This window comes from Streptomyces sp. NBC_00078 (assembly GCF_026343335.1).
Classification (GTDB): Bacteria; Actinomycetota; Actinomycetes; order Streptomycetales; family Streptomycetaceae; genus Streptomyces.
The window spans coordinates 8,737,040-8,762,575 of the sequence record NZ_JAPELX010000001.1; the positions used below are offsets into that span (position 1 = coordinate 8,737,040).

21 protein-coding genes and 4 pseudogenes are annotated in these 25,536 nt (G+C 66.7%); 15 read left to right on the top strand and 10 right to left on the bottom strand.

Going from position 1 to position 25,536, the window contains the following annotated elements; all coding sequences use genetic code 11:
- The first annotated feature begins 7 nt into the window (after positions 1 to 7).
- The 5 genes from OOK07_RS40665 (at position 8) to OOK07_RS40685 (ending at position 3,741) form a co-directional block, all read left to right on the top strand.
- A complete protein-coding gene (locus tag OOK07_RS40665) occupies positions 8 to 1,711 on the top strand; it encodes a tyrosine-type recombinase/integrase (RefSeq protein WP_266801609.1) in 1,704 nt (567 codons plus the stop codon).
- Positions 1,708 to 2,250, top strand: a complete 543-nt coding sequence (locus OOK07_RS40670) for a DUF6262 family protein (RefSeq protein ID WP_266801610.1) — start codon at positions 1,708 to 1,710, stop codon at positions 2,248 to 2,250. Before OOK07_RS40665 ends, OOK07_RS40670 begins: the two co-directional genes overlap by 4 nt.
- Positions 2,251 to 2,658: 408 nt before the next feature.
- On the top strand, positions 2,659 to 2,787 hold the full coding sequence (locus tag OOK07_RS40675; protein ID WP_266801611.1) for a hypothetical protein: 129 nt from the start codon (positions 2,659 to 2,661) through the stop codon (positions 2,785 to 2,787).
- Positions 2,771 to 3,091, top strand: coding sequence for an integrase core domain-containing protein (locus tag OOK07_RS40680; RefSeq protein ID WP_266801612.1), 321 nt, complete (start codon positions 2,771 to 2,773; stop codon positions 3,089 to 3,091). The genes OOK07_RS40675 and OOK07_RS40680 overlap by 17 nt, the downstream gene beginning before the upstream one ends.
- Positions 3,092 to 3,273: 182 nt before the next feature.
- Complete coding sequence (locus OOK07_RS40685) at positions 3,274 to 3,741, top strand: transposase (RefSeq protein ID WP_266801613.1); 468 nt, start codon at positions 3,274 to 3,276, stop codon at positions 3,739 to 3,741.
- 108 nt (positions 3,742 to 3,849) lie between these two features.
- Here the strand turns inward: OOK07_RS40685 and OOK07_RS40690 are convergent, their stop codons facing one another.
- Positions 3,850 to 4,689: an alpha/beta fold hydrolase gene (locus OOK07_RS40690; protein WP_079657350.1), complete on the bottom strand. Its 840-nt coding sequence runs from the start codon at positions 4,687 to 4,689 to the stop codon at positions 3,850 to 3,852.
- Between the two features lie 155 nt (positions 4,690 to 4,844).
- On the opposite strand from OOK07_RS40690, the gene OOK07_RS40695 reads away from it, so the two are divergent.
- Positions 4,845 to 5,459 (top strand): TetR/AcrR family transcriptional regulator, encoded by a 615-nt coding sequence (locus tag OOK07_RS40695; RefSeq protein WP_266801614.1) that lies wholly within the window; start codon positions 4,845 to 4,847, stop codon positions 5,457 to 5,459.
- A 96-nt stretch (positions 5,460 to 5,555) separates the two neighbouring features.
- Here the strand turns inward: OOK07_RS40695 and OOK07_RS40700 are convergent.
- The 3 genes and pseudogenes from OOK07_RS40700 to OOK07_RS40710 form a co-directional block, all read right to left on the bottom strand.
- Positions 5,556 to 6,354 (bottom strand): annotated as a pseudogene (locus OOK07_RS40700) (IS256 family transposase); the annotation flags it as partial.
- A gap of 288 nt (positions 6,355 to 6,642) precedes the next feature.
- Positions 6,643 to 6,765, bottom strand: coding sequence for a hypothetical protein (locus OOK07_RS40705; RefSeq protein WP_266801615.1), 123 nt, complete (start codon positions 6,763 to 6,765; stop codon positions 6,643 to 6,645).
- A gap of 128 nt (positions 6,766 to 6,893) precedes the next feature.
- A complete protein-coding gene (locus OOK07_RS40710; protein ID WP_266801616.1) occupies positions 6,894 to 9,041 on the bottom strand; it encodes an alpha/beta hydrolase fold domain-containing protein in 2,148 nt (715 codons plus the stop codon).
- A gap of 208 nt (positions 9,042 to 9,249) precedes the next feature.
- On the opposite strand from OOK07_RS40710, the gene OOK07_RS40715 reads away from it, so the two are divergent.
- Complete coding sequence (locus OOK07_RS40715; RefSeq protein WP_266801617.1) at positions 9,250 to 10,467, top strand: IS110 family RNA-guided transposase; 1,218 nt, start codon at positions 9,250 to 9,252, stop codon at positions 10,465 to 10,467.
- Positions 10,468 to 10,554: 87 nt separating this feature from the next.
- Here OOK07_RS40715 and OOK07_RS40720 read toward each other — a convergent pair whose 3' ends face one another.
- The gene (locus tag OOK07_RS40720) at positions 10,555 to 12,174 is read right to left on the bottom strand and encodes a class I adenylate-forming enzyme family protein (RefSeq protein ID WP_266801618.1); all 1,620 of its coding nucleotides are present in this window, start codon (positions 12,172 to 12,174) and stop codon (positions 10,555 to 10,557) included.
- A 169-nt stretch (positions 12,175 to 12,343) separates the two neighbouring features.
- Here OOK07_RS40720 and OOK07_RS40725 point away from each other — a divergent pair, with 169 nt between their 5' ends.
- Entirely contained in the window at positions 12,344 to 13,519 is a 1,176-nt protein-coding gene (locus OOK07_RS40725) for a PucR family transcriptional regulator (protein WP_266801619.1), read from the top strand.
- A gap of 856 nt (positions 13,520 to 14,375) precedes the next feature.
- Here the strand turns inward: OOK07_RS40725 and OOK07_RS40730 are convergent.
- Positions 14,376 to 14,774, bottom strand: a pseudogene (locus tag OOK07_RS40730) (NAD-dependent DNA ligase LigA); the annotation flags it as partial.
- 121 nt (positions 14,775 to 14,895) lie between these two features.
- On the opposite strand from OOK07_RS40730, the pseudogene OOK07_RS43875 reads away from it, so the two are divergent.
- The 4 genes and pseudogenes from OOK07_RS43875 to OOK07_RS40755 form a co-directional block, all read left to right on the top strand.
- Positions 14,896 to 15,184, top strand: a pseudogene (locus OOK07_RS43875) (SpoIIE family protein phosphatase); the annotation flags it as partial.
- Between the two features lie 291 nt (positions 15,185 to 15,475).
- The gene (locus OOK07_RS40740; protein WP_266801620.1) at positions 15,476 to 16,585 is read left to right on the top strand and encodes a Dyp-type peroxidase; all 1,110 of its coding nucleotides are present in this window, start codon (positions 15,476 to 15,478) and stop codon (positions 16,583 to 16,585) included.
- A complete protein-coding gene (locus OOK07_RS40745) occupies positions 16,566 to 17,378 on the top strand; it encodes a family 1 encapsulin nanocompartment shell protein (RefSeq protein WP_266801621.1) in 813 nt (270 codons plus the stop codon). Before OOK07_RS40740 ends, OOK07_RS40745 begins: the two co-directional genes overlap by 20 nt.
- A 533-nt stretch (positions 17,379 to 17,911) precedes the next feature.
- On the top strand, positions 17,912 to 19,186 hold the full coding sequence (locus OOK07_RS40755) for an MFS transporter (RefSeq protein WP_266801622.1): 1,275 nt from the start codon (positions 17,912 to 17,914) through the stop codon (positions 19,184 to 19,186).
- A gap of 319 nt (positions 19,187 to 19,505) precedes the next feature.
- On the opposite strand, the gene OOK07_RS40760 is transcribed toward OOK07_RS40755, so the two are convergent.
- Both OOK07_RS40760 and OOK07_RS40765 read right to left on the bottom strand, forming a co-directional pair.
- Entirely contained in the window at positions 19,506 to 20,504 is a 999-nt protein-coding gene (locus tag OOK07_RS40760) for a threo-3-hydroxy-L-aspartate ammonia-lyase (protein WP_266801623.1), read from the bottom strand.
- 196 nt (positions 20,505 to 20,700) lie between these two features.
- Positions 20,701 to 21,384: a helix-turn-helix transcriptional regulator gene (locus OOK07_RS40765; RefSeq protein ID WP_406313157.1), complete on the bottom strand. Its 684-nt coding sequence runs from the start codon at positions 21,382 to 21,384 to the stop codon at positions 20,701 to 20,703.
- Positions 21,385 to 21,940: 556 nt separating this feature from the next.
- On the opposite strand from OOK07_RS40765, the gene OOK07_RS40770 reads away from it, so the two are divergent.
- Together OOK07_RS40770 and OOK07_RS40775 are read left to right on the top strand one after the other, a co-directional pair.
- Positions 21,941 to 22,651, top strand: a complete 711-nt coding sequence (locus OOK07_RS40770; RefSeq protein ID WP_266801625.1) for a hypothetical protein — start codon at positions 21,941 to 21,943, stop codon at positions 22,649 to 22,651.
- A 251-nt stretch (positions 22,652 to 22,902) separates the two neighbouring features.
- A complete protein-coding gene (locus OOK07_RS40775; RefSeq protein ID WP_266802289.1) occupies positions 22,903 to 23,277 on the top strand; it encodes a VOC family protein in 375 nt (124 codons plus the stop codon).
- Positions 23,278 to 23,430: 153 nt separating this feature from the next.
- Here OOK07_RS40775 and OOK07_RS40780 read toward each other — a convergent pair whose 3' ends face one another.
- Together OOK07_RS40780 and OOK07_RS40785 are read right to left on the bottom strand one after the other, a co-directional pair.
- A complete protein-coding gene (locus OOK07_RS40780; protein ID WP_266801626.1) occupies positions 23,431 to 24,213 on the bottom strand; it encodes a DUF899 family protein in 783 nt (260 codons plus the stop codon).
- Between the two features lie 299 nt (positions 24,214 to 24,512).
- Positions 24,513 to 24,617 (bottom strand): annotated as a pseudogene (locus OOK07_RS40785) (cupin domain-containing protein); the annotation flags it as partial.
- Between the two features lie 251 nt (positions 24,618 to 24,868).
- Between OOK07_RS40785 and OOK07_RS40790 the strand changes: the two are divergent.
- Positions 24,869 to 25,111, top strand: a complete 243-nt coding sequence (locus tag OOK07_RS40790; RefSeq protein WP_266801627.1) for a DUF5302 domain-containing protein — start codon at positions 24,869 to 24,871, stop codon at positions 25,109 to 25,111.
- The last annotated feature ends 425 nt before the right edge of the window (positions 25,112 to 25,536 follow it).

Consider the following 25,536-nt stretch of genomic DNA (forward strand, 5'->3'; position numbering starts at 1 on the left):
GAGTCTGATGGACGTGCCCGACGGCGAGCGGACGGGCAAGAAGAACACCGCGGCCATTAACGCCCGGCTGCTGCGGGATCACGTGGTCCAGGCGCTCCTGGACCCGGAGGTGGAACGGCGCAAGCCGGACCGCTGGGACGCTCGGGCCTGGGGTCACCGTGGAGTGCTGGACTTCACGGGCATCACCCAGAAGTGGCTGCGCGAGGCGGTGATGATGTGGATTGTCGAGGAATTGCCGCGTCACTATGGCAAGAGCGCGACCCGGTTCCTGCAGGCTCATATCGGCGCGGTCGGTCGGCTGTCGAAGAGTTTGCGGGCCTTCCGAGAGGACCGTGGTGAAAACCCGACCTCCGTTGACCGGGCGGACATCGAGAACTTCCTCGGCCGGTTGACGTTCCAAGTCAGCCAGCACGATTCCGACATGACCGACAACCTTCGGTGGAACACCCTTCGGATGCTGCGGAAACTCCTCAACCGCACCCGCGCGCTCGGCGCGTCACGTCCGGGCGGCCCGATGGCGGGCGTATCGGAGGACTTCGCACTGCGCGAGTCGGATATCCCGAAGGAAGACAAGCGTAAGAAGCCCCGAGACCTGCCGGCGGTGGTGATGCGGCAGGTCTGCGGGCAGCTGGACCGGCTGGAGGAGATGGCCTCGCGTGAGGTCCGGGTGGCCATCGACCTGATGATTGACACCGGGCGCCGGCCCGATGAGATCTGCACTCTGGAGTGGGACTGTCTGGCCACTGACTCCAAGGGCAAGCACGAGCTGATCTGGACAAACATCAAGTGCAACCGGCTGGGCATCCGTCTGCCGATTGCCCAGGCCACCGTCGATGTGATCCGGGATCAGCAACATCGAGTTCGTACGCGGTTCCCGGACACGCCGCTGTCGGAGCTGGTGCTGTTGCCGGCCCCGATTCGCAACCCGCGTGGCACCCGGTCGGTCGCGATGGGCACGGTGGGGGAACGGCACTCGGACTGGGTTGCGGAGATGCCCCCGCTGCTGATGGAGGACGGCAAGACGGAGTTCGACCGGTCCAAGGTCGTGATGTATGCCTACCGGCACAGTTATGCCCAGCGACACGCTGACGCGGGCGTGCCGATCGACCAGCTCCGCAAGCTGATGGATCATGATCTTCTGGAGTCGACCCGCCGGTATTACAGGGTGACGGAGGAGCGAACCCGCAAGGCGGTTGACACCGTCGCGCGGTTCCACTTCGACCGGCACGGGAACCGGATCTGGCGCGAGGCCAGGCAGTTGATGGAGTCTGAGCATGTGCGACGCGGCCTGGAGTCGGTCCCGGTGCCGTTCGGTGGGTGTGGGGAGCCGTCCAACGTCCAGGCTGGTGGGGGCGAGTGTCCGATCCGGTTCCGGTGCGTGGGCTGCGACCACTTCAACACCGATGTGTCCTACCTTCCGGACCTGGAGCGATACCTGTCCGATCTGCTTCAGACGCGTGAGCGGATCGCCGCGCTTACTACCGCGGACGAGTGGGCCAAGGCCGAGGCGACGCCGTCGGAGCACGAGATCCAAAGAGTGCGCCGGCTGATCGCCAACGTGAAGGAGTCACTCGCTGAGCTCGAGATGGACGAGCAGGACCAAGTGCAGGAGGCGATGGTGACCATCCGCAAGAGCAGGGCTGTCATGCTCGGCATGCCCCGCGTCGGCCAGCCGGTGCCAGACGTTCGACCAGAGAGGCCTGATCGATGAGCAAGACCGGCTCCCATCGCACGGAAGCGATGGTCCTTGGCCGCCAGGCCGACACTGAGCGCCGTCGCGCTCGAGTTGCCCAGGCGCTTCGCGATCTCCAGGCCACAGGCGAGGAGGTGTCGGTGACTGCAGTGGCCAGGCGAGCGGGCGTGGACCGCACGTTCCTCTACCGCCACCGCGACCTGCTGACGCAGATCCACACGGCCGAGCAGACGCCGGCCGGAGGCGGCGCAGTGGGCGCGGCGGTCTCGCGGGCCTCGTTGATGGCCGACTTGGCCGCCGCCCATGAGCGCAATGCACGGCTGACGGGCCGGATCACTCTCCTGGAACAACGACTGTCGCAGTTGATGGGCGAGCAGACCTGGAGGGATTCCGGTCTCGGCGCCCCCGACAGCGTCGACAAGCTCCAGCAGAGAATCGTCCAACTCGAGCAGGAAAGGGGAGACCTCAAGCTCAAGCTGGATGAGGCCATAGAGGACCTCGACGCCGCCCGGTCCACCAACCGCGAGCTGACTCGAGCCCTCAACCAGCCTGGCTGACCAACGAATTAACGCGTCCCCAGTAGAACACGGTCGTGAGCAACGCAGGCGAGTCACAAGCCGACGGAAGGGCTCGTGCAACTGACGCCAATACCCTCGGACTTGACCAGGATGAAGAGAGTGATCGACAAGGTCTCCCTGACGTAGACGGCGGCTAATTTACCCATCCTTCCTCGGTAACCGTTCCCCGGGTGGGTCCATGCAGATCGACAGGGAAGGGCGTGCCCTGGCGTTTCCGAGCCGGCGGAGTGTGTTCGCCGTCGCGGCTCTGGGCACCGAGCGCCAAGGCGGAACCCTGGATCCAGTGGTGTGGAGGACCTTCCACACTCTTCATCAAGTTCTGCGAGGTGGCCGCAGTGACCCCCCTTGGGACTGCGATGTCGTAACGCCACTGGTTTGGGCGAACTCATGAACATCGAGAAGCGCCAGTACGCCCTTTTCGCGCTGCCGACAGTCCTGGGTTGGCGGACGCCGGCCGAGGTCTTCGAAGAACAGCTACGCTCGCTGCAACAGCCCGGTGTTGCAACGACTGGTTGAACTCGCCCAGTATGTGTCGATCCGCTACAGCGAACGGCTGACGGACGTGGGCGCCGCAGCCTCGGTCGGCACCGTCGCGGACTCGTATGACAACGCCATGACCGAGGCCCTGAACGGCTCCTTCAAGGCCGAGCTGATCGAGCACCACGGGCCCTGGCGGGACGCTGACCAGGTCGAACACGCCGTCGTCCAGTGGGTCGGCTGGTACAACACCGAACGGCTCCACTCCGCCCTCGGCTACCTCCCACCCGAGGAATTCGAGGCCCAGCACTACCGCTCCCAGGCGACACCGAACGCCGCCTGAAACACACAAGATCGGCCTCTACGAAACCCGGTTCAGCTCACGGCTGGTGTAGTACCGCGACCTGTTCGTGGACTGGGAGGACAAAGAAGCTGTTTCAGATCCGGTGATCTGTGACGTTCTGTGACTGGCGGACCGGTCGGTGGTGCCGGGCGCCGTGGGCCCAATAGGGGCCGGAATCAGCCATGTCGGCTTGGAGTCTGGTGATGTTGGTGGTGTGGGGTGGAGTCTGGGCGCATTGCCGGGCCGGGGTTCCGCAGCCGACGCAGGACGCGGACTCCGCCTACGGCGGAACCCTCGTCGACTGGTCCCACACCTTCCTCGGCATCACCCTCAAGACGGTGCCCCGCCGAAAAGACCAGGACGGCTTCGCCGTCCTCGCCAGGCGGTGGCGAGTCGAGCGCGCCATCTCGTGGATCATGAGAGCCAGGAGAAACGTCCGCGACTACGAGCGGCTCATTTCCCACAGCGAGGCCCACATCACCTGGACCTTCATCACCCTCATGGTCCGCCGCCTCACCCGCCCTCCCCGACCACCGCGCACCACGCCACACCCCGTCGAACCGGTGAAAGCGGTCCGCAAACCCAAGCCCATACGCCTCCGGATGCAGCAGCCACAGACGATCCGACTGGCCCCCAACACCTTGCGCTGACCGCGGTCACCGGGGGCCGCGCCGACAACGAGGCCTTGGGGGGGTTCCGATGAGCTGGCCGATCATCACCGACCAGGCGTCAGCGACTACGCCGAAGCCCCGCAGGTGTTACTCGTCGAGGAACTGAATGGCGTGCTTCAGGAACCGCTCGGGGTACTGGAACTGCGCTCCATGCCCGGCATCGGGGTAGATCAGCAGCTGAGCGTTGGGGATGTTCTGGGCGAGGTGCCAGGAGTTGATCGAGGCGATCATCACGTCGTTCTCGCCGTTGAGGACCAGCGTCGGCTGGGTGATCGCATTCAGGAACGCATAGGGATTCTCGCCCGGCAGCGGTTCCGCATAGGCCATCACCGCTTCGACCTGCGCCTGTGCGACCGCGGGCGAGCTCAGCGTGTCCTGGTCGGCCCGCTGGTGACGCCGCTCCCAGAAGGCCCGGCCGGCTTCGATCGCGGCTTCCGAGCGGCCGAAGAACAGGAAGAGGAAGTTCTCCAGGACGTGGACCGGATTCAGCGCGTGGTCAGGCACCTGGGGGTCACTCGTCGGGTCCCCGCCTCGGAGACCGGTGCCGAGCAGGAGGAGCTTGCGCACCAGCTGAGGGTGGCGCAGCGTGACCTCCTGTACCTGGAAACCGCCGATCGAGAAGCCGAGCAGATCGACCTGCTCCAGCCCCAGCGCCCGGATGACCGCGGCGATGTCGTCGGCCATGTCCTCGAACCGGTTACGCGGCTTGCCGGATGACGAGGCGATGCCGCGCCCGTTGAACAGGATGACCTCGCGGCCTTCGGCCAGGCCGTCGGTGAGCAGGGGGTCCCAGTGGTCCATCCCTCCGCGGAAGTGCTGGACCAGGAAGATCGGGACGCCGGAGGGCTTGCCCCAGCGTCGGTAGGCGAATCGGTCGCCGTCGACCTCGATGTACTGAGTCGGTGCGGTCACATGCGTGTCACTCATGGCCTGAGCCTTTCTGGAGGGGGTGAGTACCGGAGGTGAGCATTACGATGACGATCGTCATCTAAAAAGTCAAGGCTTTTGATGTCGATCGACATCTATGTATGCTTGGCCGTGAGACGCGAGTGGAGTGTCGACCGAGGACAGGGCGGCTGGACATGCGGGTCACCAAGGCACAGGCGAAGCAGAACCGTGCGCACATCGTCGCGACGGCCGGCAGGCTGTTCCGCGAGCGCGGCTATGATGGTGTCGGCGTGGCGGACCTGATGGCAGCCGCCGGGTTCACCCATGGCGGGTTCTACAAGCACTTCGGCTCCAAGGCCGACCTCATGGCCGAGGTGTCCGCGAACGCGCTCTCACAGACCGCGGCACAGGCAGAGGGCCGGGACGCCACCCAGTTCGTCGAGCGCTACGTCACGCGGGAGCATCGCGACGGCCGCGGTGACGGCTGCACCATCGCCGCCCTCAGCGGCGACGCCGCACGTCAACCGGGGGACATCCGGAAGGAGTTCGAGGCAGGGATCGAAAACCTGCTGACGGCTCTCCAGGTCGCCCCCCAAGGGGACACGCTCGGGGATGCGGACGGGCGCGCGGCCCGCACCACGATGATCGACATGCTCGCCCATTCGGTCGGCGCGATCGTGTTGTCGCGGGCATGCCCGGACGATTCTCCGTTGGCGGACGAAATCCTCGATGTCTGCCGCAAGGAAATTCTCGCGTCACTGGCACACGGCAACAGCGACCAGCCGGCGGCAAGGAGCCCAGAAGCCTGACCGCAGCCGATCGACGCAAGCCCACGACGGGTGGCGCCGCCAGATGGCGGAACATGGCCGGGAGCTCATGGATGAGGCACTTTCCAGGCCCCGCCGTGTACCGGAAGGTGTTGCGGATCAGGTGGATGATGCAGGTCTGCACCACTGCCTGCGGGAAGACCGCCTCGACCGAGTCCGGCAGGCCCTTGAGGCCGTCGCAGACCACAAAGAAGACGTCGGCCACGCCGCGGTTCTTCAGCTCGGCGAGCACGCTCATCCAGAACTTCGCGGTCTCCCCGCCGCCGGTGCCGGCCCACAGGCCGAGCACGTCCTTGTGCCCGGCCAGGTCGACTCCGATCGCGGCGTAGACCGGCCGGTTGTCGACCTGCCCGTCGCGACCTTTGACGTAGATCGCGTCGACGAAGATCGCCGCGTAGACCTTCTCCAGCGGCCGGGCGGACCACTCGGCCATCTCCGCCACGACCGTGTCGGTGATCCGGCTGATGGTGTCCTTCGACACCGAGGCGCCGTAGATCTCCTCGAAGTGGGCGCTGATCTCCCCGGTGGTCAGGCCCTTGGCGTACAGCGAGAGCACGATCGTGTCGACATCCCCGGACCGGCGCTGCCACTCCTTCACAATCGCCGGGTCGAAGCTCCCGGCCCGGTCATGGGGCACCTCGATCTCCACCGGACCGCAGTTGTCGGTCAGCACCGTCTTGGTCCGAGTGCCGTTGCGGGAGTTGCCCGAGCCCCGACCAGCCGCGTCGTGCCGGTCGTAGCCAAGGTGGTCGGTCATCTCCTCGTCCAGCGCGGTCTCGATCACCGTCTTGGTCAACGCCTTGAGCAGCCCTCCCGGACCGGTCAACGCGGTCCCTCGCTCACGGGCCGAGCGCACGAGCTCCCGGGCTACCTCCAGCTCCTCGGCCGACGGCCGGGTAAACGCCTTTGGGAGCTGCCCGTCGTCGCCAGTGGCGTGGTGCTCGTTCTCCTTCTGCGGCGCCTCGGCCGCCTTCGCCGATGCAGACATGTCCTGCATGTTCTCGGTCATCACTGACCCTTCCCCGCCAACCAATCACGTCGGCGTGTCGGGCCACTTACACCGAAATTCCGACAGTCCCCAGGGATCAGCCTTCTGGCTCTTCTTCGAGGTTGATGGTTTCGGGCCACTTGAGTGGTTGCTGGTCGGCGTCTAGGAGTGCCTGCGTCATGACTGCCCGGGCACGGTCGTGGGCCCGGATGTTGCCGGCCGCTGCGGCGCGGGCTCGGCGATGGTCTGGCCGTTGTCGGTGAGGTCGACGTTGACGGGGAGTCCGCCGGGGAGTGCCATGCCGGTCACGAGGGTTGGGGATGGCGAGGTCGGAGATGAAGCGAGCGATGCCGTCGAGCTCGGGCCCGATTGCGACCCATGTCCCGTCGGGTCGACGGACGAGGAGCGCGGGGGAGAACTCCATTCCGCTAAAGCAGGCGTTCAATGGCTTCGCCGGCGAGCTGATCAGCCCAGATTGCGGCACGCGATAGCGTCCGCTGGGCTTCCGGCAGGAAGCCGAACAACGTGTATACGTGCACCGAGTCCTCGATCATCTCCAGGGTCACATCGGCGCCGGCAGCCTTCGCCAGTTCGGCAAAGCGGGTGGTGTCACTCTCCAGTACCTCACCGTGCACCGCAGAAAGATAGAGCGGCGGGAGTGAGGAGAGGTCACCAAACAGCGGCGAAACCATCGGATCGGTGGGTTCGTGCCCCTGGAAGTACGAGGCGCCGAGCTGGGTAAGGCTGTCACGGTGCGAGGCAGGATCTTCCCCCGAGTAGGTTGCGACGCTCGGTCCGCTGAGCGTCAGGTCGGTGAATGGGCACACCGCCAGTACGCCCGCTGGTCTTGGAAGGCCGGCGCGATCCAGCGACAGCGCGAGAGAGAGCGCCAATCCGCCTCCTGCGGACTCCCCGCTGAGGATGATCGACGCGGGGTCGACCCCTCGTCCCAACACACCACGGTAGGCGGCGAACACATCATCGATCGCGGCCGGGTACGGGTGTTCAGGCGCCAGACGATAGTCGACCGAGAACACCTCGGCATGGAAGGCTGCCGACAAGCGACTCGCGTACTCCACTGAACTCTCCGCCGAGCCAAGCACGAACGCCCCACCATGCAGATGCAGCATCGTACGCCGCGGCTGCGTGACTTCCGGCGCTGTCACCTTCAGGCTGGCTACGCCGTTCAATTCGCAGCGTTCAACCCGAACATCGGATGGCGGCGGGAACTCGGTGCGCAGGAATCGATCGTAGGCGGCGCGTTGGCCTGGATGACCCTGTGCGATGTCTTCCTGGCCGATTGCCCCCCTCCACAGATCGAAAGCACGCTGACTTTCCGGCCTGGCCATCTGCTTGCCCTCCTTGGAAGAGCTCAGTCCGATCACATCGGCCACAGGCTGGTCCATCGCAGCAAGGGCATCGTGGCCCCAAGCGAACTCCCAGGATGTGAGGGCAAGTGGATCGATGCGCTGGGTGCCCTTCCAGCGACCATTTCGGGCCCGCACCGAAGCCTCATCCGGTTCGTGAGCCATCTTCACGGCGAAGCGCGCGCCAGCTTGGATGCGTGTGGTGCGAGGCTGGCGGCGCCTCTCGTACTCCACGAGGGCCTTCTGAACATCGTCACCGTGCCGGGCCACGGTTGCAGCGAGGGTCCAGGCGTCTTCCATCGCTTGACAAGCGCCTTGCGCGAGATAGGGAACCATCGCGTGGGCGGCGTCACCAAGGAGCGTGACCCGTCCGTACGTCCAGCGTTCGATCGGATCGCGGTAGTACATTCCGGTGATGAAGGTGGAGTCGATGGCCTCCAGGAGAGCGCGAACCGTCGGTTCGGCTCCCTCGAAGGACGACAACAACTCCTCGGTATCGCTCGTGTCGGTCCACGACTCCCGCTGCACCTCAGTGGCGGGGACGGCAGCCAGCACACTGTAGAGGTCCTCACGCACCCAGTAGGTGATGACGCTTCGCTGAACGCCGAACCAGTTGTTTCCGGCGACCGGGAGGTCGAGGCCTTCAAGCCGATCGCGCGGAATGAGGGCACGCCACATCAAGATGTTCGCGAACTGCTTCTCCTCGGGCCCGACGACAAGGTCGCGCACGATCGAGTGGATACCGTCGGCGCCGATGACAGCATCGCCTCGGATCTGCTCCCCCGACGCCAGAGTGACGCTAGCGCCCGTTTCGTCCTGTTCGATGCCGACGACCTGTGCCGACAGTTGCAGACACTCGGGCGGAAGCGCATCGCGAAGAATCCGGATCAAGTCGGCCCGGTGCACGTTGTACATGACCGCGCCGTACTGCTGCGCCACCTCCTCGCCCAGGGGCGCCAGGTAGAGCAGCTCACCCGTATCGAGGTCTCTGTAGTCATATCTCTGGGGTACCGTCGCCACGGAGGCCAGCGCCGGCTCCAGGCCGAGTTCGCGCATAACTATCGTTCCGTTGGCCGCGATTTGCACACCCGCGCCGATCTCGGTGAGATCATCCGCGCGCTCGAGCACGTGGACATCGATGCCGTGATGGCGCAGCGCGATCGCGGTGGTGAGACCGCCGATACCTCCGCCGACGACGATGATCTTCATACTGGGTCCTACCTTTCAAGGGTGGTTGCTCTGGTCATTCGTAAGATCGGAGGGCCCGGGGGCTCTGGGTATGGCTGTCATGGGGAAGCCGTTGGCAAGGCTCAAAGGACTTGGCCGCCCGGAGCCCCGCGACGACTCGACCGCCAATTGGGAGACGCGACTCGATCGCTGCTGTAGGACAACGTCGGCGAGGTCGCCTGCGGGATCGATGCAACGACGAACTGGCGGAGGAAACGTGCCCGAGATCTGGGCCGGGGTGGACATCGGCAAGGAACATCACCACTGCGTGGTGATCAACTCGGACGGCGAACGGCTGCTGTCCCGCCGGGTCCTGAACGACGAGACCGAGCTGCTCCAGCTCATCGGCGACGTCCTGGCGATATCCACCGACGTGTTGTGGGCCGTCGACCTCAACCACGGCGGCGCCGCCCTGCTGATCGGCCTGTTGCTCAGCCACGACCAGCCCATGGCCTATCTGACCGGCTTGGCGGTCTACCGGGCCTCGGCCACCTACAGGGGCGAGGGCAAGACTGACGCGAAGGACGCCTTCGTCATCGCCGACCAGGCCCGCATGCGCAAGGATCTCGGGCTGCTGCGGCCTGGCGACGAGATCGCCGTCGACCTGCGCACGCTGACGACACGGCGCCTGGACGTGGTCTTCGACCGCACCCGGCAGATCAACCGTCTCCGGGCCCAACTGTTGGAGATTTTCCCTGCATTGGAGCGGTCGCTGGAGCTCGTCAACAAGGGGCCGGTCATGCTCCTGACCGGCTACCAGACCCCGGCCGCGATCCGTCGTGCCGGCGCCAGGCGGATCGAGACCTGGCTGAAGAACCGCAAGGTCCGCGGCGCCGCCGCTCTCGCGAAGACGGCCGTGGAGGCCGCCCAGGCCCAGCAGACCGCCCTGCCCGGCGAGAAGCTGGCGGCTGCCATGGTGGCCCGCCTCGCGAAAGGGGTGATGGCCCTCGATGAGGAGATCGCCGAGCTCGACGCCCTGATCGAGGCCCGGTTTCGCGAGCATCCGCACGCCGAGGTGATCCGCAGCCTGCCCGGCATGGGCCCCAGGCTCGGCGCCGAGTTCATCGCCGCGACCGGCGGTGACATGGACGCCTTCGGCAGCGCCGATCGCCTGGCCGGCTTCACCGGCCTGGCCCCCAGGCCCCGGGACTCCGGCCGCGTCAGCGGCAACCTGCGCAGACCCAAGCGATACCACCGCGGCCTGCTGCGGAGCATGTACCTCTCGGCGATGGTCAGCACTTCGACATGCCCCGCCTCCAAGGCGTACTACCAGCGCAAGCGAAACGAGGGGAAAGGCCACAAGCAGGCCCTGCTCGCCCTCGCCCGCCGACGCCTCAACGTCCTGTGGGCGATGATCCGTGACGGACAGTGCTACCAAGATTCACCTCCCGTCACGGTCGCGGCTTGACATCACGATTGGGAAGTCCTTTCGTTCACGCATGCGCGATCAGGGCGTAGAGCGCACCAAGCGCCACGCCTTGCATCAGAAACTCGATCATGCGTGTCCCCCGACCGTGCACGAGGCAGAGTCCGCCTTCGCTCGACTCCACTCGCTGGGCACCTCATCCCATGACCCCTCAGCGCTCTTGCGCCTCAGTTCCGGCTTGAGCACCTTGCCGGCCGCGTTACGCGGCAGACCCTCCGAGCGCAATCGCACCCGCTCGGGGACCTTGAAGCCGGCCACCCGGGAGGCGACAGACTCGATCACGGCACGCAAGTCGAAACCAGGACCAGGCACGATCACGGCGCCGACGCGCTCCCCCAGCCGCTCATCTGGAACGCCCACGACCGCGGCATCGACCACACCGGGAGCCGCGATCAGGGCACTCTCGACCTCGACACAGAAGACATTCTCTCCACCGCGGTTGATCATGTCCTTGAGTCGGTCGACGAGGTAGATGCGGCCTTCGGCATCGATCCGCCCGCCGTCCCCGGTACGCATCCACCCCTCAAAGCCATCGGGGCTGCGTAGGCCATCGGTGCCCCAATATCCGCGGGTCACTGTCTGACCCCGAAGTACCAACTCACCGACACCAGTGCGCGGGTCGGCATCGAGCACGCCGACGTCCATCGCGGGTACCGGGTAGCCGATTGAGTCAGCGTACGGAATCGACTCAGCGCCACTTATCACCGCGGCGAGAGAACTCGTTTCGGACATGCCGAAGCCATTTGCGACAACGGCGGTTTCAAAACCTTTCGCAATCTGCTCGACGAGCGCCGGCGAGACCGGCGCCCCGCCATAGATGGCCCATCGGACACTCTTGACGCGTTCGGGGGCAAACTCTGGAGCACGGACGACAGCGTGGTAAAGGGCCGGGACCAGGACGAGCAGGGAGGCGCGATAGCGCTCCACCAGATCAAGAAACTCCCCGACGACAGGCGTGGCTTGAACCACGACCTTGCCCGCATTGAGCAAGGTTGCAAGCATTTGACCGTTGCATCCGGTCACGTGAAACAGCGGAACGGCGACCACCGTGACGACACGATGGGGTCCACCTACGGGCAGGTCGAAGGTGCGACGGACCGACTCCACTATCGACAGCAGGGCCTCGTGGGTCGAGGTCGCACCCTTCGGTAGGCCCGTCGTACCACTCGTGTAATAGATCGCCGCGAGATCGTCTTGCCCGACCGAGTCGTCCCAGTCGGGTTCACCCAAGAGGAGCTCGTCGACCGACCGGATCGTCAGCTTGGGTGTGCAGTCGGCAAGGATCTGGTCGAGTTCGGCTGCAGACAAGCGCGTGTTCAGCGGTACGGCAATGGCTCCCGTCGCGATGATGCCCAGGAACAACTCGATGAAGGTCGCCGAGTTGTCAAGGGTGAAGGCCACCCGATCGCCGCGGGTAACGCCGCGATCGCGCAGGCCACCGGACACCTGCAACACCCGATCCCACAACTGCGTGAAGGTGATCTCGCGACCGTCGACATCCACGATGGCCACGTCGTCCGGCCTGTGCGCGGCATGCTCGCGCAACGCGTGAACGACCGATGTCGGGAGGTCTCGATACCGGGGCACACCGCCGCCATCTCGCACCACCCCCGCGTGGTCACTAGGACCATCAAGTCCATTGACTACGGGATCCACGCGGTGAGTGGTCGCTGCCTGAAGGTGCTCCATGCCCCTAACCCTCAGCCAAATGTGACGGACGTCTCTAGAGGCGGACGGACAAACTCAATAGCGGCTTCTTGTCGAGACCTCTAAAGAAGAGCGCAAAATCGGCCCGATCGGTTGAGTGTGGGCAGCCTTCTCGTAGCAACCGCTAGTCTCCAGGCATTAGTCTCGAGCCATGCCGTCCCCGGTTTCGTCCGACCTGGTTGACTTCAACACGCTCGCGGTTCGGATGCTCCAGAGCACCGACCTGCTGGCGCGGCGGCTGCGTAGTCGCCTCGTTGAGGAGATAGAGGGATATCGTCTCGTCGACCCCGACAACGTCGTCGCGGAGCTCGCCGTCAACATCCGGGTTGTGCTCACCTCGTGCCTTCCAGACGCCCCACCCCCGCCTGAAGAGGCCCTCGCGGAGGCGGAGATCCGCGGCGCCGATCGCGAACGCCTCGGCGTCCCCCTAGAAGATGTCCTGCGTGGTTGGCGCATCGGTTTTGAACTCGCTTTTGATCATGCTCGAACGCTCGCGCATGAGTTGGATCTCAGGTCAGAGCCCGTGCTCGACTACACGCGCATGTTGCTTCGCGCCTTCGATCTCTACACGTCAGCGATCGCGACCGGTCATCGCCGGGCCGAGTTGGATATGGCAGTCGTCTCAAATGAGCGGCAGAACCGCCTCGTTCGCCAACTGCTGCTCCACGACGGATCTGCCGCCGACTCACTGAAGCATCTCAAGGCCCTCGGCTTGGACTCGTACGGCCAATGGCAGGCATTTTGCACCGAGAACCTAAACGACGACACCCGCACAGCCGTAAACCGCTGGATTCAACCCAGCCATCCTTCAGGTACACCCGCGGGTGTGGCGAGCGTCGTTGATCAGCACGTCATAGGTTTTCTTGCACGTACTCCGCCGAAACCTCCAGCGCTCATTGCCCTTGGCGCCGAGGTGACACGGGAGGAATTGCCCGAATCGCTGCGCCAAGCACAGCGAGTGCACAACGCCGCACGGGCAGCAGGATGGTCCCGCGGGGTCGTGACGATCGACGATCTTGGGATCCGCGTCGCCGTCCACGACGATCGCGATGTCAGCGAAGTGATGCTTCGTCGCTACATCGACCCGGTGACACAGACCCGGAGTGGGGCTGCGGTACTTGAGACCGTCTGGCACTACTTCAACGCCGGGCAACAGGTGGACCGTACGGCCGAAGCAATGTTTGTCCACGCCAACACCGTCCGCTATCGGCTGCGCCGCTTCGAGGAACTCACGGCAACGGACTTGCGTGATGGTTGGGTGATCGCCAACGTTGTCTGGGCATTGATCCGACAGAACCCGACGCTCCGCCCTGGTCTCGACCGCTGACGGTGGACACCTCGTAAGAGAGGATCTGCATCGCGGGAGGACAAATGTCCGGAGTACAGGAACGAGGCCGTGAAGTTGGTGATCAACGCCGGCCGGACGGTGGCTGTGGTCGCCCGCGAGCCGGCGTGTCGCGTGCCGGGTTCAGTGGAGGCTCTGAACTAACGCGCCGACGGTAGTCGGTGCGACTCGACGCTTGCCGAGCCTGCGGGACGGAAGTGATCGGCGGTGAGTACGTCGAGCCCCGCGGAACCGTCGCTGACACTGATCAAGTTCTCCCGGCTCGCCATGCGCGGGATCCTCCTCGGATTGTCAGGTCCGCAGCTGGTGATGGCGAGCCTTGCCGCGGGCACCTTGATCCTGGGCCTCCATCTAACGGAAAGGCCCGTTTCATCTGGTCTCGGAACGTCCCGGCGGACTCACTCCCCACCTCGGTTACGGTGGAGTTTACTGACGCCCAAGGCGGCAGGTGGGCCACCAACCCAGGCGGGCACCTTGAAGCGCGGTGATCTGCTCGGCCGACTTCCCATGTCTTTGACGCGGTCGTGTGATGTCCGCTTGGTGATCATGCGAGCTCGAGGATGGTGAGTTGGTGCTTCTGGGCATGCATTGTGCCGGGCGATCTACACGGCGTCGCCTTTCTTGATCATGGTCACGTCATCATGCCATGTTGCAGCGACTCGCCTCCACCATTCGGCGACAGGACATGGGAACTTGGCCGATCGATCGAGTGAAATCCACAGAAGCGCAGCCCCTTGCGCGACACCTGTTGCACTCGGTAGCTTCCAACGCAGAAGGCTTCTGAGCTGCACCTATCGAGACTTGATCAGCCACACGGAACCGCACTCCCCGACAGAAGCAGCGTGGCGTAGGTGATGGTGGCGCCGTCGATCTCCACGGGCTCGAGCACACCGCGGGGGGCGATGATGCCCGTGCGGCCCACGTTCCACTCCACGTCCAGCAGGCGGGTGACCTTCTCCACGGCGGGGAGCTTGTAGGCGATGGCCCAGCGCGGCGCCCGCGACCCGGATCCCGCTGCCCGCTGGTCGGCGGCCGGGTCGGCCTTGATGACGATGCCGTCGATACCGAACGGCAACTCGGCGCGCAGGGCGGCGATCTCGCGCACCCGGACCACAACCTCCTCCCCGGTGGTGACGACGATCCCGGGCACCGCGGTGGCGGCGGTGGTGTTCACCCCCAGCTGTACGGCCAGGGCCATCAGGTCGCTGTGTGCGAGCTCGCCGAGCCGCCCGGCGAGTGCGGGCGTGGGAGACGTCCTCCCCGGCGATACCGTCGCCGCGGGTGATCAGCCGGAACTGACGAGCCGTCAATTGGCTAGCGGACAGCTTCGTTTGGTCTCGCAACCGGTCGAATGACATGGCCTCCTGATCGGCATCCTGCCCGCCGTGCCCTTCACCAGCGCCACGACCGTCCTAATGCCCGGTGACACCCTCCTGCTCCACACCGACGGGCTCACCGAGGCCCGGATCGGCGAAGACGTGCCACCTTGTACGGGGACGACTCCCCCGCGATTTCGCCGCCGACCACGCCGGCAAGCCTCCCCATCGCGTGCTCCACGCCCTGACCGACCTGCTGGACAGCTTCGGCGACGGCCTCGACGACGACACCGCCCTGCGCGCCCTCGGCGTCCCACTCCCCGCCCCCAGACGGGAAGACCAACAAACGGAAAACGCGCCCGTCTGCCCCGTCACGGGTCCGTCAGCAGGACGGAAGAAGACGGTGCCGCATCACGGAAGTCTCGGCTGCCCGCTCCGACGGCGCACACACCGACATCGCGTGCGTCGGTCCGGCTGCGGCGTCGCGTGCTCCGCCATAGAGTCGGCACGGAGCGAGGAGGCCGTACTCGCGATGCCTCCGTCACTCCGAGACCGTGGTGCGAGTGCGAGTGCGAGAGCTGGCGCTGAGCCGCAAAGACGATGAACGGGAAGGGTGGGGCGCATGGCCGGAGAGGTCGCGGCACCGACTCCGCAGTTGGTCCTGTCCCCGCTCACCAGAGCCGCGATCTTCCTGGTCGCGACGATCGACCCCGGCGGCGAAGCGGTCACCCGGGACGTGCTGTCCCAGGTGAGTTCCCTGCAACGGTCTGTGGGCTTTCGTGCCGAGCCCGAGGGCAGGCTCAGTTGCGTCACCGGAATCGGCTCGCGGGCATGGAACCGTCTGTTCGCCGGTCCCCGCCCGGCTGACCTTCATCCCTTCCGTGAGGTGAGCGGGCCCGTACACCGCGCCGTGTCGACACCGGGCGACCTGCTCTTCCACATCCGTGCCGCACGCCTGGACCTGTGCTTCGCGCTCGCCGCGGAGATCATGGTCCGCCTCGGCGAGGCGGTGACCGTCTGCGACGAGGTGCACGGCTTCCAGTACCTCGACAAACGTGACCTGCTCGGGTTCGTCGACGGCACGGAGAACCCCACCGGGCCCGCCGCCGGCGCCGCCGTCCTGGTCGGGGACGAGGATCCCCGGTTCGCCGGCGGAAGCTACGTCACCGTCCAGAAGTACCTCCACGACCTCGACGCCTGGAACGCGCTCCCGGTCGAGACGCAGGAGAAGATCATCGGCAGGACGAAGCTGTCGGACATCGAGCTGGACGACAGCGCCAAACCGGCGGACTCGCATGTCGCCCTCACCACCATCACCGACCCCGACGGCACGGAACACGAGATCCTCCGCGACAACATGCCCTTCGGCACCGTCGGGCGGGGCGAGTTCGGTACCTACTTCATCGGTTACGCCCGCACTCCCACGGTGACGGAGACGATGCTGGAGCGCATGTTCCTGGGCGCCCCGGGCGCGTCGCACGACCGGATCCTCGACTTCTCGACCCCTCTCACCGGATGCCTGTTCCACGCCCCCACAGCGGACTTCCTCGACGACCTGCCCGAACCACCCGGCGCGGAAGCGAGGAAAGGGGAAGAGGACGCGCAGGTGGACACCGACACCGAACCGCGCTCCGTCGTCACGCCGTCCGACAATCAGCCCCGGTCCTGCGATTCCTCGCTGGGGATCGGCAGCATGAAGCGGAGCACTCCCGATGAACAACCTGCACCGTGACCTGGCGCCCCTCTCCACCGCCGCATGGAACGACCTGGAGGAAGAGGCCCGGCGTACCTTCAGACGGCACGTCGCGGCACGCCGTGTCGTCGACGTCCCCGAGCCGTACGGAGTCGAACTGGCGGGCGTGGGCACCGGGCACCTCGACACCGTGGACGCTCCTGCCGACGGCGTGATCGCCCACACGCGCCGCTTCCAGCCGCTGGTCGAGCTGCGCGTTCCGTTCACCGTCGACCGCCGGCAGGTCGACGACGTCGCCCGCGGGGCCAAGGACGCCGACTGGCAGCCGGCCAAGGACGCCGCACGGCAGCTTGCGTTCGCCGAGGACCGTGCGGTCTTCGAGGGATACGCGGCCGCAGGCATCGTCGGCCTGCGTGAGAGTTCCTCCAACTCACAGGTGCCGCTGCCCGCCGATGCACGCGACTACCCGGACGCGATCAGCCAGGCGGTCACTGCCCTGCGCCTGGCAGGTGTCGACGGCGTGTACTCCCTGGCCCTGAGCGCCGAGGCGTACACGGCCGTCAGCGAGACCTCCGACCACGGCTATCCGATCATCAAGCACATCGCCAGACTGCTGGACGGGGACATCGTCTGGGCGCCCGCGATCGACGGCGCCTTCCTCCTGTCCACCCGCGGCGGCGACTTCGAGATGCATCTCGGCCAGGACGTGTCGATCGGCTACCTGTCCCACGACGCGACCAGCGTCACCCTGTACCTGGAGGAGACGCTGACCTTCCTCGTCCACACCGGCGAAGCAGTCGTGGCACTCGCTCCGCCGCCGGCCGGCACTTGACGGTCGGTTCCCGACTCGCGCTCGCGGAGTTGCTCGTCTCCGAGTCTCAGGCGAGGAGCCCCGCAGGCTCGGCAGGAACGATCGGCAGGAGGGACCGGGGGACCGGGGGACCGGAAGGATCGTATGAGCGGACGGCCACGACGTCCTCCAGCCGGCCGGAGCCGAACGCGGGCCGTCGGCGCAGCGCAGCATACGTTCGCTCGGCGACGGAGGCGTCACATCTCTGGCCCGAGCAGAGGTGCTGTCCGCGCGGCGTCAGCGCGGACCGATAGCCGCCTCGGCAGCTGTCTTGATCCGGGCTCCGAAGGCGTCGGCGTCCTTGCGGGCGGCGGCCAGCGCCAGAGCGACGACGACCTTGCCGAGGCCGTGCCCCTCCAGAACGTCTGCCGCTGCTGCACTGTTTGTGGACTTCCCCTGTCCGGGGGTGCGCTGGGCAAAGGCGATCGACGCGGCCGGCCGTGGGAATTCGGCGACTTCGGCCGCTTTCTGCTCTCTGTCGCTGGACTGCTGTCTTTGAAAGGTTCTCCCGCACCATGCCTTTGGCTCTGTTGGCCCTGGCTGTCGTCGCCTTCGGTATCGGCACGACCGAGTTCGCCACGATGGGGCTGCTGCCCCAGATAGCCGACGGGGTCGGCGTGTCGGTGCCACACGCCGGCAACCTCGTGTCGGCCTATGCGCTCGGTGTCGTCGTCGGTGCCCCTCTGCTGACCGGTATCGGTGCGCGCGTACCGCACAAACGGCTCCTGCTGCTTCTCTCGGGGCTGTTCGTGGTCGGCAACGTCGCGTCCGCGCTCGCTCCTGACTTCGGTCTGCTGTTCGCGGCGCGTTTCCTGGCGGGCCTGCCGCACGGGGCGCTGTTCGGCGTCGGCGCCGTCGTCGCCTCCCGGCTGGTCGCTCCCGAACGGGCTGCGCGCGCTGTCTCGAAGATGTTCCTCGGGCTGACCGTCGCCAACATCGTCGGCGTCCCGGCCGGCACCGCCCTCGGGCAGCAGTTGGGGTGGCGGTCCGCCTATGGCGCCGTCGCCGTCATCGGCCTCGTCGCGCTCGCCGCGCTGGCCCTGTTCGTCCCTCACCAGCCACGCGGGCGGCAGTCCGGCATCCGGCACGAGATGCGGGCCATGGGCAACAGGCAGGTGGCGATCGGCCTGGCCACGGCAGTTGTGGGGTTCGGCGGGTTCTTCGCCGTCTACAGCTACCTCGTGCCGATGCTGACGCACCTGACGGGCATCTCCGACTCCTCGACCACGCTGGTCCTCGCGCTGTACGGGGTCGGCATGACGCTTGGCACGCTGATCGCGGGCCCCCTCACGGACCGTGCCCTGCGCCCGACCCTGTATGCGGGTCTCGCTCTGCTCGCGGCAGGGCTGGTGACGTTCTATTTCACTGTCCACAGCACCGTGCCGGCCCTGGTGACGATCACCTTCATCGGTGCGATGGGATCCTTCATCACCACACCCGTCCAGATGCTGCTCATGGCCAAGGCGAAGAACGCTCCCACGATGGCCGCGGCCTCCAATCACTCCGCCTTCAACCTGGCCAACGCAGGCGGCGCATGGCTGGGCGGACTGGCCATCTCCGCGGGCTGGGGCTGGGCGTCACCCAACCTGGTGGGCGCCGCCCTTGCCGTAGCGGGCCTCGGTCTCGCGTTCACTGGCGGCCTCATGGACCGGGGAAGCCGACGCTCCGAGCTGATCACTGCGTCGGCCGTGGAAACCACGACGGAAGCGGGACAGGCCACGACAGGCCGGCCGAGGGGCGAAGCCACTCGCGTCGCACCACCGACGGCAACGCCGGGGGAGCGGGGGTAGCGGTTCGCCGCCCCGCGACCGAGGGTAGTGGCTCGTCGCCGGCACCACCGCTTGGTGGCGGGCGGGGCCTGTACGGGGACGATGCTTCGCCCGAATCAGGAGGGGTCTGCAGGTCCGGGTCTGCAGGTCCGGGTCGGGGGACCACGGGTAGCTGCGCCAGGTGCCGCCGCAGTACTGCCCGCAGTGTGTCGGGCGGCAGCCGGCCGGGGTAGGGGGCCGCAGCGGTCACCAGTGCCCGGTGGCTGTCGAAATAACGCCCTACGGAGCCGACGGCGAACCCGGCCTCCGCGGCCACGTTTTGAAGGTGGTCAAGGACACCTCAGCCTGTGGCCACGGCTCCCTCGTGGCCGCCGCGGTTGATGAGTTCTGCGAACCGCTGGGCGCTGATGTTGCCCCCGGAGGCGATGATGCCGATCCTGCGCGGGAGGCGTTCGAGGCGCCCGGCCATGAGGGCGGCCAGACCGGTGGCGCCGCTGGGTTCGAGGACGATTTTCAGGTGTTCGAAGGCGAAGCGCATGGCGTCGATGATGTCGTCGTCGCTGACGAGGGCGATGGCGTTGACCAGGCGCTGGTTGATGGGAAAGGTGATCTCGCCGGGAGTGGGCAGGGCTTGGCCGTCGGCGATGGTGCGGGGCACGGGGACGGTCACGCGTTCGCCGACGGCCAGGGAGCGCTTGGTGTCGTCGCCCGATTCCGGTTCGACACCGATGACCTTGATGGTGGGGTGAAGCTCCGTGGCGGTAATGGCACTGCCGGCGATGAGGCCGCCGCCACCGACGGGTACGACGAGTGCGTCGAGTTCGCCGGCCTCCTCGAAGAGTTCCAGCGCCGCGGTGCCCTGTCCGGCGATGACATGAGGGTGGTCGTAGGGCGGGATGAGCGCCAGGCCGCGTTCAACGGCGAGGGCCTCGCCGAGGGCGGTGCGGTCCTCGGTGTACCGGTCATAGGTGACGATCTCCGCGCCGTAGCCGGCGGTGGCGTCCATCTTGTTCCGAGGGGCGTCCTCGGGCATGAGGATGACCGCGGTGGTGCCCAGTTCGCGGGCGGCGAGGGCGGTGGCCTGGGCGTGGTTACCGGATGAGTAGGCGGCGATGCCCTTGGCCAGCTGGTCGGCGGGCAGTTGGGCGGCGGCGTTGTAGGCGCCGCGGAACTTGAAGGCGCCGATGCGCTGGAAGTTCTCGCACTTGATGAACACCTCGGCGCCGACCAGTGCGTTGAGGGTGCGGGAGGTGAGAACGGGGGTGCGGTGGGCGATCCCGTCGAGACGTGCGGCGGCCTCGCGGACGTCGTCGAACGAAACCGGGTGTGCAGCGGCCATGGTGGATTCCTTGCGGTGGTGAGAAGTCGGACGAAGTCGGACCAGAAGCCTGCGGGTGCTCGGGGCGACAGCTACCAGCCCGTGATGCGCGGCCGGAAGCCTCTATCGCGACGGCGACATCAGACCCGTACTGCCGATCAGCGACAGTGCCGTGAACGTGGGGCCGGGCGAACCGGCGCGGGACATGAACACCCTTTCACTTGGTGTAGTTGTAGACCGTCGCCCGGGACACACCCAGCAGATTGGCTATGGCCTGCGCGGCATCACGAGAGTCGAAGAAACCGTCCTGGTGCAGCTGCTGCACCAGTTCCTTCTTGTCCTTGCGGCTCAGCGAGCGCGGAGTGCCGGCGCGTTCCGCGGCCAGGGCCTCGATGGTCCGGCGCAGCTCGCGAGCATTGCGGTCGCGCAGGCTCTCCAAGGGCCGGTCACGGTCCTCGGGGTCGGTGGCGACCAGATTCGACAGCGCCAGGGTGACCGGGGAGAGCACGGACACATCGAGGTTCAGGCACAGTGCCGCGATGTAGTCGCCGGCGGCGTTCTTGATGCCGATCGACGTGCTCTTGGCCGGGCGCCCGTCAGGGAACTGGTTGGGGTAGTTCTGGATGACGCTGGGGTACGCCGGGTCGGCGATACGAGCCAGGCCCAACTCGGTCGCGGAGTCCCCTACCTGACGTCCCGAGAGGTTGTTCTCAATGGCTCTGATCGCGTGCTGCGGGTCGCGCAAATCGTGCAGGACCACCTCGCACAACCCGGGGAACATCCGCCCCAGCGCAACGGCGATCGTCTCGGCCTCCCGGATGAGGTGCTCATCCTCCGCCGCAGGGCCAAGTCCGTCGGCCACGGCACGCCGACCTTGTTGCTCATTAGCGACGTGATCCATAAATCCTCTTCTGTCGACTGCGGATACGGGGCGTGTGCGGCTCCGCTCCCGAAGCGCCAGCAGGTGGGCCAGGTGGTTCCCGTCGGCGCATCTCCTGAGCCACGGTACCTCGACTTGTCATATTCATCTAGATCTGTAATCAGCGTCTAAAGACTGTGTTGAGGATGCGAGGATCGACTACTGACGATGCGAGGATCGACTACTGGAGCAACTCGGGCGACTCGGAGGGAGCCAGAGAAATCAGCTACCTACTGGCCGCCGCCGTCGACCGCTCAGACGCCGAACGAGAAGTGGCGCGCGACAGACTTTGGCGCCCCAGCCTCGCGCGTACGAGACTTCCACCCTGGCTTCACGGCGGCAGGGACCTGGTGGGACCTGGTCGTGCTCAACTCCCGCAACAGTGGCACGCGAACCAATGCCCCAACGCGGTCGACCTGCTTGCCTCCTTGATCGTGAGGGGAAGAGACTGGGGTTTTGAGATTTCGGCGGCGGGCGGCGGGGGAGACGAGCGGTGACCACGGTGAGGACAAGCGATGCCCCTGAGGCGGATGGAGCCATGCCGTCCCCGCCGAGGGCCAGCCGGAACCGGCTGGTGGGTGCGCTGCTGGTGTTGTCGTCCCTGGCCGCCGCGCTGGCCTGTTATTTCGTTTTCGCCGCCTGGCTGCCCAAGGACCGCGCCCTCTACCGGGCGTACACGGCGGCCGAGGCGTGCGCAGCCCGCACGGTGATACCGAGGTCGGAGGACTGCCTGCGGCAGCTCACCTTCACTGTCGAAGGCACCCGGAATTCCACCAAGAACATGCGGGCGACGCTGCTCGGCCCCGCGCCGTTTGCGAGGGTGGTCGTGCCGTTCGGGGACTCGGGGCCGGTGCTGAGTGGGCTTCAGCGAGGGGAGCGGGTCACCGGCACTGTCTGGCGTGGCGTCGTAGTAGTGGTTGCCGAGGGTGACGTCCGTCAGAATTCCTCCGACGCACCGCGCGACGAACCCCAAATGACCGCCGCTCTCGGCACGTTCGCCGGGCTGCTGGCTGCGTTGACCCTCGCGTTCGGCGCAGTGCGCTTGGCCAGGCCCCGCGATCCCGGCGTCTTCAGCTGGCGCCCGTATGGCAAGTGGCTGCTCATCGTTGCGGGTGCCTCCTGCGCCGGCGTGGGCCTGTGCACCGTGTGGACGGGCCTGCCGTGGTTGCTCGTGCCCACGATCTGCGGGGTGGTCGTCGCAGGTACGGCGTGGTTCCTCTACCGAGATCTCGCTTCCCTGGACCACTGACCCTTTCAAGGCTGCGTGGCGAGCCCAAAAGCAGCCGGGCGTTGTGCTGTTGTCGCTGCCAATGAGATCAAGTAGTGTCCCCGGCGTGAACACCGGACCGGCGCTACGCCACACACGGATTGGCTACCCGGTGGTGGGCTGATCGCAGAGCGGGTGCGTGGAAGGCACCCTCTCGATTCGGCACGCGGACCTCCCAGTGCTCGTACACCACGAGTCCTCTTTCCGTGTCGAGCAACAGCGAGGTCAGCTATATGGCAGTCACGTTCAACCACACCATCATCGCCTCCAAGGATCGCAACCATTCGGTTCGGTTCTTCCGCGAGTTGTTGGAACTTCCGGAAGCGCCGTCATGGGGCCCGTTCACCAACATCCAGCTGTCCGACGGGGTGTTGCTTCAGTTCGCTGAGCCTCCGGTGGAAATCCAGATGCAGCACTATGCGTTCCTGATCGACGACGAACTGTTCGATCGGGCTTACGGACGGCTGTGTGATCGCGGCATCGAGCACTGGGCCGATCCGCAGATGCGGCGCTCAGGCGAGATCAACAATGAGCACGGTGGTCGAGGGGTGTACTTCAAGGACCCCTCCGGTCACGCGATTGAGCTGATCACCCGGCCGTATTCGTAAACCGGGAGAGCGCTTGGTCGGGCACAGGAAAAACGTGCCCGACCAGGGCAACCGACTGCTGCTACCCCAGGGCACTGCGATGACCGTCAGGGAAGGCCGCGGCGGCGGGCATCGGCCACGCGAATGCGGCGACATACCTGCGACGACGGCGCGTCAGTGGTGGTGGCCCTTCCGGCCGAGGGTGTCCACGGGGGTCGCGCCGGGGCGGGTCCACTGCGGCACGGGGCGGCTGGTCGGGCCCCAGGTGGCGTTCCCTTCCGCGTCCGATCGCCAGGACCAGCACGCGTCGCGCCCCTCGGGCCAGCCCTCGGGGTTGCCCTCCCATGCCTCACCGCGGCCGTAGGGCGTCAAGTCGAGCAGGCCGAGGGACCCGTTGACCCGCTCGTTGCCACGGCCGGTTGTGGAGTAGGTGAGGAACACGCGGTCGCCGTCGCGCAGGAAGCAGGTGATGGATCCCATGCTGTCGCCGACCGGGGCGTCCAGGTCGCGTACCGAGTACCAGGGCTGCGTGTAGCCCATGAACTCGACGTAGGAGGCCACCTCGTTCGGGCGGCCCGAGGTCAGGACGGCGAACGAGACGTCGCGGGCGTCGAGGTAGACGGCGTCCTTCAGGTGCCAGGCAGTGGTGGTGCAGCCTTCGCACTGCCCCTGGTGCGGCGCGCCGTCGTACCACATGTGCTTGTAGACCACGAGCTCATCGCGGCCCTGGAAGAGATCGAGGAACGGGACCGGGCCATCGGGTCCGACGACCTCGACCGCCCCGTCGAACTCCACCATCGGCAGCCTGCGGCGGGCGGCGGCGATGGCGTCGCCCTCGCGGGTGTGGGCCTTCTCTCGGGCCAGCAGCTCGTCGCGGGCGGTCTGCCAGGTGGCCAGGTCGACCACGGACGGGCGGCCGGGCAGCGTGGGGGTCGGGTCCTCCGGCGCGGGAGTCATGGTGTCCTCCGTGGTGTCGCGTGTCTGGTGCTGGGCAGCGGCGTACGCCGTTCTGCGACGGTCACAGATCAGACCCGTGTTTCGGCCGGAACTCATCGCGGCCGGTGCGCCTCGTCCGATTCGAAAGCATCGAGCCTGACCCACCACACGCGGCGCTCCCGTTCGGCCTCCCGCCGCCGGGCCATCCGGCGCAGACCGGCCTGCACGACATCTGGGGGGACCAGCGCCGAGCGGTCGGCGGGCGTGACGTCGAAATCCAGTGTGACCACCCGCGCGGGCCGCGGTCCGTAGCGGTACGCCTCCTCGTACCCGACGTTGAACCGGACGGTGCCGAAGAGGATGTAGAAGCCTTCGTCGTGTCGGGCATGGCGGTGCTGCGGCGGTCCCTGGATGCGCGGGGCCACGCTCGGTAAACGAGTGCAGGCTTTTTTCCGCGGACTCGGCACCAGAAAAAGGAGCGGACTACCGCCGGCCTGTCCCGTAGCCTTTCCATGCGCATTGTTGTGAGACGAGCACCCTCGTGGTGCGGCCGGCTGGGTCGCGATACCCGCGAGGCGGCCCCCATGAAGCCGGAGCCCGAGGATGGTGCCGGTGCCCGGCACACCGCCGGGCATGACAAGCTGTGGTTTCCACCGCCCGATCCCAGGAGGTCACCATGACCGAAGAGGCTGCATCCCCAGAAGGTTCGGAGCCGGCTGACCCCGAGACGTCCGCTCTCGCGCCCGACAGCGATGGCCAGTACGACCTGAAGCGCAAGTTTCGCGAGGCCTTGGCGCGCAAGAAGGGCGTGCAGACGGACGGTGCCGATCTTTCTGCCAGCCCCGGTGCCTCGAAGGTGCGTGGGGCGCACGGCCCCGCGGCGAGCCAGCGGTCGTTCAAGCGCAAGAGCGGCGGCTGAGCCGGCGGCCTTCGAGAGCTGACCGCGCGGCACCACCCCCTGGCGCCACTGAATTCGCACGCCCTGTGGCCGAGGCCCCAGGGCGTGCGCGCGATCTGCTTGCCGGCTGCTGGTGAGGTCGTGGCCGGGGTGTTGCGCCTATAAGGGGGCCCAGTTGGGGCGGGCGCGGGTGGGTTGGACGGTGGTGTGGTCGGGCCGGGACGAGGGGCCTGTGACTCAGGCAGCGTTTGCGACGACGCTCTCACCCTCGTGATGCCGACCGGGCGACATTTCACGGGTTGAGGTAGCTCGATCCCTGTGAGGAACTGCGGACAGTCGTCGTGCTCGCTCAGCTGGTCTGCGCGACGCCCGAGCGACCGACCAGTCGTCCGAGTGGAGCCGTTCCCATTCCGTCGTACGGCGTCAGGGACGCGGCGCTAAGTATC